Origin of the sequence: Streptomyces sp. NPDC058401, assembly GCF_042722885.1 — a bacterium.
Lineage (GTDB): Bacteria > Actinomycetota > Actinomycetes > Streptomycetales > Streptomycetaceae > Streptomyces.
In genome coordinates this window covers 45,352-56,911 of the sequence record NZ_JBHXKA010000020.1, presented here as the reverse complement: position 1 = coordinate 56,911, position 11,560 = coordinate 45,352, and the positions used below count along the sequence as shown (strand labels likewise).

General features: G+C 71.3%; 16 protein-coding genes. 13 read left to right on the top strand and 3 right to left on the bottom strand.

The window, feature by feature from the left end; translation table 11 throughout:
* The first annotated feature begins 64 nt into the window (after positions 1–64).
* A complete protein-coding gene (locus ACFWNV_RS10460; protein ID WP_383943557.1) occupies positions 65–298 on the top strand; it encodes a hypothetical protein in 234 nt (77 codons plus the stop codon).
* On the opposite strand, the gene ACFWNV_RS10455 is transcribed toward ACFWNV_RS10460, so the two are convergent.
* Positions 295–939: a rhomboid family intramembrane serine protease gene (locus tag ACFWNV_RS10455; RefSeq protein WP_383943554.1), complete on the bottom strand. Its 645-nt coding sequence runs from the start codon at positions 937–939 to the stop codon at positions 295–297. The genes ACFWNV_RS10460 and ACFWNV_RS10455 overlap by 4 nt on opposite strands.
* An 85-nt stretch (positions 940–1,024) precedes the next feature.
* Between ACFWNV_RS10455 and ACFWNV_RS10450 the strand changes: the two genes are divergently transcribed.
* Positions 1,025–1,711, top strand: a complete 687-nt coding sequence (locus ACFWNV_RS10450) for a UbiX family flavin prenyltransferase (RefSeq protein WP_383943551.1) — start codon at positions 1,025–1,027, stop codon at positions 1,709–1,711.
* Here the strand turns inward: ACFWNV_RS10450 and ACFWNV_RS10445 are convergent.
* A complete protein-coding gene (locus tag ACFWNV_RS10445) occupies positions 1,708–1,851 on the bottom strand; it encodes a hypothetical protein (RefSeq protein WP_383943548.1) in 144 nt (47 codons plus the stop codon). The genes ACFWNV_RS10450 and ACFWNV_RS10445 overlap by 4 nt on opposite strands.
* A 130-nt stretch (positions 1,852–1,981) precedes the next feature.
* Between ACFWNV_RS10445 and ACFWNV_RS10440 the strand changes: the two genes are divergently transcribed.
* The 7 genes from ACFWNV_RS10440 (at position 1,982) to ACFWNV_RS10410 (ending at position 7,454) form a co-directional block, all read left to right on the top strand.
* Positions 1,982–2,437: an Lrp/AsnC family transcriptional regulator gene (locus tag ACFWNV_RS10440; protein ID WP_383943629.1), complete on the top strand. Its 456-nt coding sequence runs from the start codon at positions 1,982–1,984 to the stop codon at positions 2,435–2,437.
* A gap of 114 nt (positions 2,438–2,551) precedes the next feature.
* Positions 2,552–3,715: an aminofutalosine synthase MqnE gene (mqnE, locus tag ACFWNV_RS10435; RefSeq protein WP_383943545.1), complete on the top strand. Its 1,164-nt coding sequence runs from the start codon at positions 2,552–2,554 to the stop codon at positions 3,713–3,715.
* 102 nt (positions 3,716–3,817) lie between these two features.
* Positions 3,818–4,372, top strand: coding sequence for a GNAT family N-acetyltransferase (locus tag ACFWNV_RS10430; RefSeq protein ID WP_383943542.1), 555 nt, complete (start codon positions 3,818–3,820; stop codon positions 4,370–4,372).
* A gap of 184 nt (positions 4,373–4,556) precedes the next feature.
* Positions 4,557–4,829: a DUF4229 domain-containing protein gene (locus ACFWNV_RS10425; protein WP_383943626.1), complete on the top strand. Its 273-nt coding sequence runs from the start codon at positions 4,557–4,559 to the stop codon at positions 4,827–4,829.
* Positions 4,830–5,046: 217 nt separating this feature from the next.
* Positions 5,047–5,154, top strand: coding sequence for a putative leader peptide (locus ACFWNV_RS10420; RefSeq protein ID WP_383943539.1), 108 nt, complete (start codon positions 5,047–5,049; stop codon positions 5,152–5,154).
* Between the two features lie 115 nt (positions 5,155–5,269).
* Positions 5,270–6,682 (top strand): dicarboxylate/amino acid:cation symporter, encoded by a 1,413-nt coding sequence (locus ACFWNV_RS10415; RefSeq protein ID WP_383943536.1) that lies wholly within the window; start codon positions 5,270–5,272, stop codon positions 6,680–6,682.
* 91 nt (positions 6,683–6,773) lie between these two features.
* Positions 6,774–7,454, top strand: a complete 681-nt coding sequence (locus ACFWNV_RS10410) for a DUF6461 domain-containing protein (protein WP_383943533.1) — start codon at positions 6,774–6,776, stop codon at positions 7,452–7,454.
* A gap of 25 nt (positions 7,455–7,479) precedes the next feature.
* Here ACFWNV_RS10410 and ACFWNV_RS10405 read toward each other — a convergent pair whose 3' ends face one another.
* Positions 7,480–8,061, bottom strand: a complete 582-nt coding sequence (locus ACFWNV_RS10405) for an O-methyltransferase (protein WP_383943530.1) — start codon at positions 8,059–8,061, stop codon at positions 7,480–7,482.
* A 136-nt stretch (positions 8,062–8,197) separates the two neighbouring features.
* Here ACFWNV_RS10405 and ACFWNV_RS10400 point away from each other — a divergent pair, with 136 nt between their 5' ends.
* The 4 genes from ACFWNV_RS10400 to ACFWNV_RS10385 all read left to right on the top strand — a co-directional run bounded on the left by ACFWNV_RS10400 (position 8,198) and on the right by ACFWNV_RS10385 (position 11,505).
* On the top strand, positions 8,198–8,938 hold the full coding sequence (locus tag ACFWNV_RS10400) for a GNAT family N-acetyltransferase (protein ID WP_383943527.1): 741 nt from the start codon (positions 8,198–8,200) through the stop codon (positions 8,936–8,938).
* 643 nt (positions 8,939–9,581) lie between these two features.
* Positions 9,582–10,499: a helix-turn-helix domain-containing protein gene (locus tag ACFWNV_RS10395; protein WP_383943524.1), complete on the top strand. Its 918-nt coding sequence runs from the start codon at positions 9,582–9,584 to the stop codon at positions 10,497–10,499.
* 170 nt (positions 10,500–10,669) lie between these two features.
* A complete protein-coding gene (locus tag ACFWNV_RS10390; protein ID WP_383943521.1) occupies positions 10,670–10,813 on the top strand; it encodes a hypothetical protein in 144 nt (47 codons plus the stop codon).
* 41 nt (positions 10,814–10,854) lie between these two features.
* Entirely contained in the window at positions 10,855–11,505 is a 651-nt protein-coding gene (locus ACFWNV_RS10385) for a hypothetical protein (RefSeq protein ID WP_383943518.1), read from the top strand.
* Positions 11,506–11,560: the final 55 nt, after the last annotated feature.

The following is an 11,560-nucleotide window of genomic DNA, read 5'->3' as shown; positions in this document are numbered from 1 at the left end:
CGCGGCTCAGCCGGTTCGAGGGCATGTTTCCCGGCCACCGGACGGAGATCGTCGAGGGGCCGTCGTGCTGACGCCGCTGAGGCCGACGGACGGCGCCACGGTCTACGCCCTGTGGAACGCACTGGCAACGCAGCTGACGGACCATTGGGGCTTCCTCAGCGACGTGGCCGTCCCCTTCGACGGCTACCGGGGGCGCGACGTGTTCCCGTACGGGGTGACGGTCGTGGTGGAGACCCGGATCGGGAGGGTCTGCGTGGACACGGCCGGACTGCCCGTGGACCCCGGGGCGCGCGCCTAGACCGCCACCTCCGGCCGGGGCCTGGCCGCCGCGGCGACCGCTGCGCCGGCCAGGAGGCCGAAGAGGTGGGCCTGCCAGCTGACCACCGAGTCCGTGGGGAGGGCGCCGGCCAGGAAGGTCGTGCCCCAGACGGCGGCGATGACTACGGCGACCGCCACGCCGAGGGGGCTGCGTTCCACGAAGCCGCGGACCAGCAGGTAGCCGAAGAGGCCGAAGATCAGGCCCGAGGCGCCCGCCGTGATGGTGTGGGGCGGGGAGATCAGCCAGACGGCGAAGCCGTCGGCCAGGACGATGGCCGCGCAGACGGCCAGGAAGCGGCCGATGCCGCTCAGTGCGGTGACGAAGCCGAGGACCAGCAGCGGGATGCTGTTGGAGGCCACGTGGTCGAAGCCGAAGTGCAGGAAGGGCGCCAGGGGGATCCCGCTGAGGCCGTCGGCCTCCCGCGCGGTGATCCCGTAGGAGTCGAGCGCGTGGCCGGTGGCGTAGTCGACGGCCTCGATCAGCCACAGCAGTGCCACCCAGCCCAGCATCAGCTTCGCGGCGGCCACGGCCCGGCCGGTGCGGCTCCAGGCGAAGGAACCCGTACGACCTGTACGGCCCGTACGCCCCGTACCGCCCGGGTGTGTGCCGCTTCCGCTCATGCCGACCCCTCCGCCGTGTCCACCCCTTGAACGTGCGGACACCTTAGCCAGTGCCCGTCGGCGGTGGCCGGATAGTCTCGGAGGTATGACTGAGGGCAAGCGCACCCCGTGGGTGGTCGGGGTTTCGGGGGCGTCCGGGACGCCGTACGCGGCCGCGGTGATCCGCGGGCTGCTGGCGGCGGGCGAGAGCGTGGACCTGGTGGTGAGCCGGGCGTCCAGGCTGACCCTGCTGGACGAGACCGGGATCGCCTTCCGCGACGCGCACTGGCGGGAAGACCTGGGGGAGTGGCTGGAACGGGGAGCCGACGGCAAGCCCGGAACCTTCGCGCGCCCGGATCTGGACGGCGTGCGCCACTGGGCGGCCGGGGACCTGGCGGCCGGACCGAGCAGCGGCTCGTACCCCGCCAAGGGGATGCTGATCGTGCCCGCGTCCACGGCGTGCGTGGCCGGGGTGGCGCTCGGGCTGTCGAAGGACCTGCTCCAGCGGGTCGCGAGCGTGACGCTCAAGGAGCGGCGCCGGCTGGTGGTGACGGTGCGGGAGACCCCGCTGAGCGGGCAGACGCTGAAGCATCTGGTGAGCCTGGACGAGGCGGGCGCAGTGGTGCTGCCCGCCTCTCCGGCGTTCTACGCGGGTGCGACGCACATCCAGGATCTGGTGGACTTCGTCGCGGGGCGGGTGCTCGACGCGGCAGGGGTGCCGCACGGGCTGTACCGCCGGTGGGAAGGGGAGCTCGGAGGCTCCCGGTCCCGTGGGTCGGGCGGTGGCGCTTAGCGCTTCTTGGCGCGCCCCGGCTTGCGCATCTTGTCAGCTACATGACGGCGCTGCGCGGCGACGGGCTGGTCGGTGCGGGATCGGTTGGCCAGCTCCTGGAGCTGTCGCATGTGCGCGTAGGCCATCTCGATCGTGTACACGGTGAACCACTCCTGAAAATTGTCAGATCGTCGTTGATCTGTTGAAAGATTCACAGGGTGTCGACCCTGTGTGCCTTTGATTCTATACGTAAACTTGAGGGAATGCCGAATAATGGAAGGTTCCAGGTACATGGACGCGGTGGACAAGCAGCTCATCCAGGCACTTCGTGAGAACGGACGCGCCTCGTACGCCGAGCTGGGCCGGCTCGTGGGCCTCTCCGGCCCCAGCGTCACCGACCGGATCAACCGGCTGGAGACGGCCGGAGTCATCACCGGCTACCGCGCGACCGTGGACGCGGCCTCGCTCGGCCTCGGCGTCACGGCACTGATCGGGATCTCGCTCTCCGACGCCGCGGACCACGAGGACGTGGCCCGCCGGCTGCGTGACCTCTCGGAGATCGAGGACTGCTGGTTCATCGCCGGCGACGACTCGTACATGCTCAAGGTCCGGGCCGGGGACGTGGACGGGCTGGAGCGGATCATCCGCAAGCTCTCCGGCACCAAGGGCGTCTCGCGCACCCGTACGACGATCGTGCTCTCCACCAAGTGGGAGAACCGGGTCGGGGGCCTGCCGGAAGAAGCCTGAGGGCGCTGAGAGTACGGTTGGGGCGCGGTTGTGGGGTGCACGTACGGCACACGTACCGCGCCGCGGACCGCGCAGGGCGGGCATCGGGGACAGAGGACAGAGGAGAGGACCGGCATGGACGCTGGGCTCAAGCGTGAGCTGGAGGACAAGGTTCGCTCCGGCGAGCGGCTGACCCGTGAGGACGGCATCGCCCTCTACGAGTCGGACGACCTGGCCTGGCTCGGCGGCCTCGCCCACGAGGTGCGCATGCGCAAGAACGGCGACGTCGTCCACTTCAACGTCAACCGTCACCTCAACATGACGAACGTGTGCACGGCCTCGTGCGCGTACTGCTCGTTCCAGCGCAAGCCGGGCGAGAAGGACGCGTACACGATGCGCATCGAGGAAGCCGTCCGCCTGGCCAAGACCATGGAGGGCGAGAACCTCACCGAGCTGCACATCGTCAACGGCCTGCACCCCAGCCTGCCGTGGCGGTACTACCCGCGCTCGCTCTCCGCGCTGAAGGAGGCGCTGCCGAACGTCTCGCTGAAGGCGTTCACGGCCACCGAGATCCACCACTTCGAGACGATCTCCGGGCTGTCGGCCTCCGACATCCTGGACGAGCTGATCGAGGCCGGCCTGGAGTCCCTCACCGGCGGCGGCGCGGAGATCTTCGACTGGGAGGTCCGCCAGCACATCGTCGACCACAACACCCACTGGGAAGACTGGTCGCGCATCCACCGCCTCGCGCACTCCAAGGGCCTCAAGACCCCGGCGACGATGCTCTACGGGCACATCGAGGAGCCGCGCCACCGCGTGGACCACGTACTGCGGCTGCGCGAACTGCAGGACGAGACCGGCGGGTTCCAGGTCTTCATCCCGCTGCGCTACCAGCACGACTTCGTGGACATGAAGGACGGCAAGGTCCGCAACAAGCTCCAGGCGCGCACGACGATGGCGACGGGCGCCGAGGCGCTGAAGACCTTCGCGGTCTCCCGCCTGCTCTTCGACAACGTCCCGCACGTGAAGGTGTTCTGGGTGATGCACGGCGTGCAGACGGCGCAGCTCGCCCTCCAGCACGGTGCGGACGACATGGACGGCTCGGTCGTCGAGTACAAGATCACGCACGACGCCGACAACTACGGCACCCCGAACAAGCTGGGCCGCGAAGACCTGCTGGAACTGATCCGCGAGGCGGGCTTCCGCCCGGTCGAGCGCAACACGCGCTACGAGATCATCCGCGAGTACCCCGGCCCGGACACGGAGCTCCGCGAGACCCCGCAGGCGATGCGGGTCTGACGGCCTGCCCGTCGATGGTCTGATGCTCCGGGCCCCGGTCCCCCTCGTGTGGGGGGCCGGGGCCCTTTGCGCGGCCGGTGAGGTAATAGCTAACCTAGCTCAATGACCCTTACTCTTACCTTCACCTTCGATCCGGTCATCGACCCCGTCATCGACCCCGTCCTCGCCCCCGCCCTGGCCGAAGACTTCGCCGTGCTCTGGGCCGACGTCTCCAACGCCGGCGGCGCGGTGGGCTTCGTACCGCCCGTCGCCATCGAGGACGTGCGGGCCGAGGTCGCCAAGCACCTCGCCGCGGTCGCCGAGGGCCGCAGCCGCCTGCTCGTCGGGCGCGACGCCGCCGGCCGGGTGCGGGCCACCGCCGTCCTCGCCCCCAACCAGCACCGGCTGCAGAAGCACTGGGTCTGGGCCTACACCGTCATGGTCGACCCCGCCCTCCAGGGCCGCGGCGCCGGCCGCGCACTGATGGAGGCCGTCGCGGACGCCGCCCGCACGATGGAGGGCATCGAGGCGATCCGCCTCGGCTGCCGCGGCGGGCTGGGCCTGGAGCACTTCTACGCAGCCTGCGGCTACAAGGAGGTCGGCCGCGTCCCCGGCGCGATCCGGGTGGGCCCGGGGGACGACCGCGACGACATCACGATGCTGCTGCCGCTGGGGTGACGGTGCGGTCGCCCCGGGTCCGGCGCTGCGACCGGTGCCCGTCAATGACCCCCGGCGCCCGTGCGCGTAGGCCCGACGTGCTTCACTGGACGGGCACGAAACCGACCTAGGCGACACCTAGACGACACAGAGAGCAGGGGTCACCGTGTCCCTCAAGCCGAGCGCGACGATCCGTTACACCGCGATGCGCCTGGGGATCTTCGTCGGGTGCCTCGTCCTCGTCGCCGGTCTGGTCCGGCTGGGCTGGGTGCCCTCCGGTCTCGGGGACGCCAACCCCGCCTGGGTCGTGCTGCTCGCCCTGGTGCTCTCCGCGCCGCTCTCCTTCGTACTGCTGCGCAAGCAGCGCGACGAGATGTCCGCGACCATCGCCGGACGCGTCGCGGGCGCGAAGGACAAGCTCGCCGCGAACCGCAGCCAGGAGGACGACGCGGTCGACGAGGCCGCGCGCGCCCGCTAGTACGGCTGGTCCCGCTCCCTGCGGAGCAGTTAGCTTCATCACACACCGAAGTGCCTCGGCACCGGGCTCACCGCCCGTGACGCCGGGGCTTTCGGCGTTTTACGGGGAGTTCGCCGGGGTTCGTGACCCGTGCGTCGGCCCGAGTTGCCCCAGTCGACGCCGTCGACCCAAAGGGAGGCTTTGAGATTCCCAAAGGTGAAGTGTTAGCGTGTTCAACATGTTGACGACAGCCGCGCCCCAGATGACCCCGAGCGTTCCGCTCGTGGCGCGCCTGCACGTCGACCTCTGCCGCCGCGCGTCCGCGGCCTGTTGCTGTTGTCGCTGAGTCCCGCGACCAGCCCTGGCACAGCAGCGGTCCCGCCCGCCCGGCTCTTCGCTTTTCCGGGTGCTGCCGCACCGCACCACCACCCCACCGCAGAATCCGCAGATCCACCCGGAGAGTGTCCGTGTCCGCGTCACCGCAGACCCCTGCCGCCGAGGCCCCCGTAGGGACCCCCGCCCCGGCGAAGAAGTCCTCGAACTCCTCGAAGGCCTCGTCGTTCAAGTTCCCCTTCTGGGCCCAGATCGTCACCGGCCTCGTGCTCGGCGTTCTGCTCGGCTGGGTCTCCCGCAGCCAGGAGATCAGCTGGCTCGGTACGACCCTGGAGCAGATAGGCGACATCTTCGTCCAGCTCCTGAAGCTGGCCGTCGCCCCGCTCGTCTTCTTCGCCATCCTGGTGTCGATCACGAACCTCCGGAAGGTGAACAACGCCGCGCGGCTCGCCTCGCGCACGCTGCTCTGGTTCATGATCACCTCGCTGATCGCGGTGGCCATCGGCCTCGCCATCGGCCTGCTCACCAACCCGGGCTCCGGCACCGGCCTCACCCCGCAGGACGGCAAGCTGCCGAAGCGCCACGGGTCCTGGCTGGACTTCCTGACCGGCATCGTGCCGACCGACATCATCACGCCGTTCACCGAACTGAACGTCCTGCAGATCGTCTTCCTCGCCGCCGTCGCCGGCATCGCCGCCCTCCAGCTCGGCAGCAAGGCCCAGCCGGTGCTGAACCTCGCCGAGTCCGTGCTGGAGCTGCTCCAGAAGGCGCTGTGGTGGGTCATCCGCCTCGCCCCGATCGGCACCGTCGGCCTCATCGGCACCGCGATCGCCACCTACGGCTGGGACCTGCTCGGCAAGTACGCCACCTTCACGGTGGACGTGTACGTCGGCTCCGCGCTCGTGATGTTCGGCGTGTACCCGCTGCTCCTGTGGAGCGTCGCCAAGGTCAACCCGCTCCAGTTCTTCAAGGGCGCCTGGCCGGCCATCCAGCTGGCCTTCGTCTCCCGCTCCTCGGTCGGCACCATGCCGGTCACCCAGAAGGTCACCGAGCGCCTCGGCGTCCCGAAGGAGTACGCCTCCTTCGCCGTCCCGTTCGGCGCGACCACCAAGATGGACGGCTGCGCCGCGATCTACCCGGCGCTCGCCGCGATCTTCATCGCGCAGATCTTCGACGTGCAGCTCGGCATCACCGACTACCTGCTGATCGCCTTCGTCTCGGTCGTCGGCTCCGCCGCCACGGCCGGCCTGACGGGCGCCACGGTCATGCTGACCCTGACCCTCTCCACGCTGGGCCTCCCGCTGGAGGGCGTGGGCCTGCTGATGGCGATCGACCCGATCCTCGACATGATGCGCACCGCCACCAACGTGGCCGGCCAGGCACTGGTCCCGGTCATCGTCGCGGCCCGCGAGGGCATCCTGGACAAGGTCGCCTACGCCACCGCCTCCTCCTCCCTCCTGGACGAGCCGGCCACCGCCGAGGTCCCGGCCCAGCCCGCCTCCACGGACACCGACCAGGCGAAGGTCCTCACCAACGCCTGACCTCCCCCCACCCGCACACCCACCGCAGCCCCCGCCCCCGTCCGGGCGGGGGCTGCGGTGCGTGTCGGGGGGCGCGGGGAGAATGTGCCGCATGAGCGCAGCCGCTTCGCACGCCCCAGCCGGTTCCCGATCCCCGGCCACCGCAGCCGACTACAGCTGGATACGGACCTCGCCCTCGCTGTTCGCGTACGCGCTGGAGGGCGGGTACACCCTGACGCTGGTACGGGGCCTCTCGCCGGCGCGGGTGCTGGAAGTGGTGGGGGCCGAACCGGCAGGCGTCTGCGAGGGCTTCGACGACCTGGTCCTCGCGCACACGGAGATCCTCGACGTGTACGGGTACTCGCCCGACGTCTTCCTCGCGGGAGCCTTCACCGTGCAGGGCGAGGGAGGCGACTGGACCCTCGTGATGGAGTTCGGCGGGGACGTGGGCACGCGGCCGCGCTTCATGGAGGCGCTGTCCGCCGGATCGCGGGCCGTCTCGCACACGAGCAACGGCGGGAAGCCCATCGACTTCTTCCACTGGTACGAGGCGGGCGAGCTGAGGACGGACTTCGAGTCCCCGGCGGCCCGCACCGGCAGCACCCCCGACGAGCTGATCGGCGTACTGACCGAGCTCGGCCTGAACCCGACGGGCGACCCGTACCCCGGAGTCGACGAGAAGGCGGCGGTGTTCGCGCTCGCCGAGCGGCTCACGGGGGTCCGGGTGACCGAGGAACTCCTGAGGGACGCCGTGTACGTGACGGGCGAGGTGAGCGAGGAGTCCGCCGGGTAGGGCCCGCCGGGCCGGTCCCGCCCCGTCAGGCCGCCGTGCGGACCGCCAGTAGGAGGCCGCTTGACCAGGACAGGCGGGTGCAGCGGAAGTCCTTGCGTGCGTCCAGGTCGGTGAGGAGGCGTGCGACGGAGGTCGCGTGGTCCTGCGGCCAGCCGGGCTGGGGGAGGAGGTCGTCGATGAGGTACGTGCCGCCGGGAGCCACGAGTTCCAGGGCCCGGTCGAGGTGGGTGAACTTCCCCGGCCAGGTGTCCGCGAAGACGAGGTCGAAGGGAGCCCCGTCGAACTCCTCCAGCCACGCACCGCCGTCCCCGGCCACGAAGGTCACCCGGGGGTCGGCGCCCAGCTCTTCCCGGGCGATGGCCTGGAGGCCGTCGTCGAGCTCGACGGTGGTGAGGCGGGAGGCCGGGTCCATCCCGCTGAGCAGCCAGGCGGCGCCCTCGCCCGCCCCGGTACCGAGCTCCAGGATCCGGCCCCCGGGCCGCGTGGCGGCGAGCGCCGCGAGGAGGCTGCCCGTGCGGTCCTCGCAGGACAGCGTGAAGCCGGCTTCGGCGGCCTTGGCGCGCAACGCGAGGAGGGTGGAGGGGAGTTGGTGCGGGGTGTCGTCCATGCGGAGATCATGCGCGGGTCGTGGCGGCCGGGCCAAGCGAATTCCCGGCGGGTCACTCCCCTCGCGGGCAGGATCGGGTCAGGACCGGGTCAGGGCCGGGTCAGGACCCGCTCAGGACCGGGTCGGGATCGGGGGCATGCCGGTGAATCCGTTGGTGAATCCGTTGGTGGTGCGGGCCTGTGCGGTCTGGGTGGAGCTGGCTCGGGTGCCGGTGTCGTTCGCGCCGCCGGGCGGTGTGACCGTGGTGGTTTCCCCGCGGTCCGGGCTGTGCCCGGTCGGGTGGGTCGGGGTGGTGGCCCTGGGCGGCTCGGCGGTCGTGACCGCACCGAGCGAGGCCGCCGCGCTGGTCGTGCGGGCCGCGCTGGGTGCACTGCCGGTGGAGGCCGTCGTGGACGGTGTGTCCGTACGGGAGGTGCTTCCGGTGGCTCAGGTCCTCGGGCCGGCCGCGCTGGCGTACGTGTCCCGGTCCGGGTTCCGGCCGGTTGAGGCGGCCGGTGCGTTGGGGGTGGAACGGCTGTCGGCCGCCCATCCGGACGTACGGGGCCTGGAGCGGGCGGCCGGCCCCGAGGACGCGGGCGAAGCCGCCCTCGACGAGATGACCTCACCCGTGTTCGCCGTACGCGACGGGCGCGGTCGGGTGATCGCCGCTGCCGGGTACGAGGCCTGGCCGGGACGGGCGGCGCACGTCGGCGTGCTGACGGCGCCGGAGGCGCGGGGGCGTGGACTGGCCCGGGTGACGGGCTCGGCCGCGGTCGCCCATGCCCTCGGCGCCGGGCTGCTGCCGCAGTGGCGCGCACGCCCGCCCGCCTCCCGGCGGGTCGCTGCCGCGTTGGGCTTCGAGGAACTGGGCGCTCAGCTCAGCATCGAACTCGCCTGATGCGGGCGGTCAGTCGCTGGGCTGGTTCGCGAAGAATGCCGTGATCCACGGGTGGGCGTGGGGCGGGACTTCCGGCTGGCGCTCACCGTCACCCCCGGCCGGCTGCTCATCGAGGTGGCGGACGCGCGGAGCGACCGGATCCCGGAGATCCGCGACGCGGGGCTCGGGCTCGTGGTGGTCGAGGCGCTCGCGGACCGTCGGGGGTGTGGGGACGGTCTGTTCCGCTCAGGGAGGGGTGTGGGTGGAGGTTCGCGGCGACACCCGGGTCGCGGGGCTCCGCGGTCCGGCGACGCACGACGCATAAAGACCAAAGAACCGGTGGAAAAAACCAACCAACCAACCCAACCGGTCCGCGTCCGGCCCGCTCGCGGGCCCCGTCGCTCGGTCGGGTGAAATGTGTCAACTGGGCTGGATTCCGGACCGGTTGCCGGGCATATGCTCGCCCCGACAACAACACCAGACATGAGACGGCCCTCGGCGGGACTGCAATCCCGGTCGAGGGCCTGACCAAGCAGGAAGCTAGACCTTCCCTATGGCTCTTGAGCACCCTAGCGCGCCCTCGCGCGCATCGGCCCGAGTTCGGTCCGGGACCCCCCGATCCGGTGTCATCCACGTCAACACGTGGCACGCCGATCACTACACCGTGATCGGCAACCACCTCCTCCAGCACCGCGCGCTGTCGGCGACGGCGATCGGGGTCGCGGCGTACATCCAGTCGCTGCCCGACGGTGCGCCCGTCGGCATCAAGGCGCTCGCCGAGCGGTTCCCGGAGGGGGAGATCCGGCTCGGTGCCGCCCTGCGGGAGCTGGAGCGGCACGGCTATCTGGCGCGGCGCCGCGAACGGCTGGAGGACGGGCGCGTCGTGACGCGGACCTACTCGTACAACAGGCCCGGCGCCCCTTCCGGCGGCCCCCCGCCCCCAACGCCGTCGCCTCCGCCGCCGGACGGGGAGCCGGTGGCGGAGCCCGTCGACGAGCGGGAGTCGGGGCCGGAGCCGATGGTGGAGCCGGAGTCGATGTCGGAGCCGGCCGTCGAGCCCGCGCCCGTACCCGCTGCGGAGCCTGAGCCGAAGCCTGAGCCGAAGCAAGAGCCCGTACCCGTACCCGTACCCGTACCCGTACCCGTACCAGCTGTGGAGCCGGAGCCGGAGCCGGAGCCCGCACCCGTACCGGAGTCGGAGCTCGACCCCGAGGCGGTTGCCGTGCTCGCCGGGCTGCGGCGGCGTGATCCCCGGCTGCTGCTCTCCGAGCGCGACATCGCGCGGCTGGCTCCCGCCGTATCGGCCTGGCTGGAGCGGGGGGTGGAGCCCGGCGGAATCGAGCGGGCGCTGTCCGCCGGGCTCCCCGAGCCGCTGCGCAACGCGGCCTCCGTGCTGGAGTACCGGCTCCGGGCCCTGCTCCCGCCGCCGCTGCCTCCGGTACGGCCGGCGGCGGGGGTGACGGCTGACATGCGGTGGCCGGATCCGCTCCAGAACTGCGACGGCTGCGACCGGGGCTTCAGGGCCCCGGAGCCCGGCCGCTGCCGCACCTGCCCGCCCGCCGAGGCGCCGGCGGCCGCCTGAGGGCAGGCGCCTCCGCTCCGGTACGGCTCATCCTCGAACTGGCCCTGTACGTAAGGGATTTGCGGAACCATCCGTGCGTCGGAGGCGTTTCGAACAGTGCTCTTCTCGTGGGGAGTCGCTGAGGGGGAGGATGAATAGTGGCCGGTTTGACCAGGAATCAGTGGATCGCTGTGGCGTCTGTGGTGGGCACGGTCGTCGCCGCGCTGATCACCGCGATGGCGATGTTCCTGACGAACTCCGACAAGGGTGACGTCAGGAACGACTGCAGCAACTCGTCCCAGTGCGCGGGCCACGACATCAACGAGAAGGGATGACGAGGGCACGGAGACCGGGGGCCCTCAGAGGTGCCGTGCTGGTGGCGAGCACGGTTCTGGCCCTGGCTCTGTCGTCGTGCGGCGGGACGGAGATCGGCACGCAGAACAACTGCAGCAGCGGAGCCGACTGCGCCGGTCACGACGTCAACGGGGCAGATCAGGGCAAGCCCACCGGCAGTGACGGTGCCGCGCCCCCGCCCACCCCTTCGACGCCGGCGCAGTCATCGCCTCCGCCTTCGGCTTCGACTTCGGCGCCCGCGCCCTCCGTCCCGTCGGCCCCGTCCGCCCCGTCGAGCTCCTCCGTGCCGCCGAAGAAGCCGAAGCCGGCCCCGACCCCGAAGGTGCGCTGGCAGGGAACCCTGCTGCTCTACAGCAACGGGGAACCGGTGGGCTGGTGGCTGGACCACGTACCGCCCTCCGGCGCGGTGATCGGCGATCTCGGCCTGTCGTGCGACTGCCACCCCGGTGAGGTCGAGGGCCAAGCGTTCGCGGCGTGGGACGGCGCGAAGCCGCCTGGCTACGGGGACTGCTCCGCAGCGAAGGGTCGGCTGGTACGGCGCGTGCTCGCGGTCCAGGTGGGAGACATGGCCTGCCTGAGGACGTGGGAGGGCCGCCTCGGCTACTTCACCGTCACCGATGTGCCCGGACCCGCCGAGTTCGAAGTCGTGGTGACCGTCTGGGACGCCGGCTGACGGCATGCCCTGGCCGCACGCTTCCACGAGCATGGCCGTCCGACGTGTGATCACC

Bases quoted from the DNA above. Each gene is read 5' to 3' on its own strand.
- ACFWNV_RS10455 (WP_383943554.1), bottom strand. From the start codon at position 939: ATGAGCGGAAGCGGCACACACCCGGGCGGTACGGGGCGTACGGGCCGT.
- ACFWNV_RS10450 (WP_383943551.1), top strand. From the start codon at position 1,025: ATGACTGAGGGCAAGCGCACCCCGTGGGTGGTCGGGGTTTCGGGGGCG.
- ACFWNV_RS10440 (WP_383943629.1), top strand. From the start codon at position 1,982: ATGGACGCGGTGGACAAGCAGCTCATCCAGGCACTTCGTGAGAACGGA.
- mqnE (WP_383943545.1), top strand. From the start codon at position 2,552: ATGGACGCTGGGCTCAAGCGTGAGCTGGAGGACAAGGTTCGCTCCGGC.
- ACFWNV_RS10430 (WP_383943542.1), top strand. From the start codon at position 3,818: ATGACCCTTACTCTTACCTTCACCTTCGATCCGGTCATCGACCCCGTC.
- ACFWNV_RS10425 (WP_383943626.1), top strand. From the start codon at position 4,557: ATGCGCCTGGGGATCTTCGTCGGGTGCCTCGTCCTCGTCGCCGGTCTG.
- ACFWNV_RS10420 (WP_383943539.1), top strand. From the start codon at position 5,047: ATGTTGACGACAGCCGCGCCCCAGATGACCCCGAGCGTTCCGCTCGTG.
- ACFWNV_RS10410 (WP_383943533.1), top strand. From the start codon at position 6,774: ATGAGCGCAGCCGCTTCGCACGCCCCAGCCGGTTCCCGATCCCCGGCC.
- ACFWNV_RS10405 (WP_383943530.1), bottom strand. From the start codon at position 8,061: ATGGACGACACCCCGCACCAACTCCCCTCCACCCTCCTCGCGTTGCGC.
- ACFWNV_RS10400 (WP_383943527.1), top strand. From the start codon at position 8,198: ATGCCGGTGAATCCGTTGGTGAATCCGTTGGTGGTGCGGGCCTGTGCG.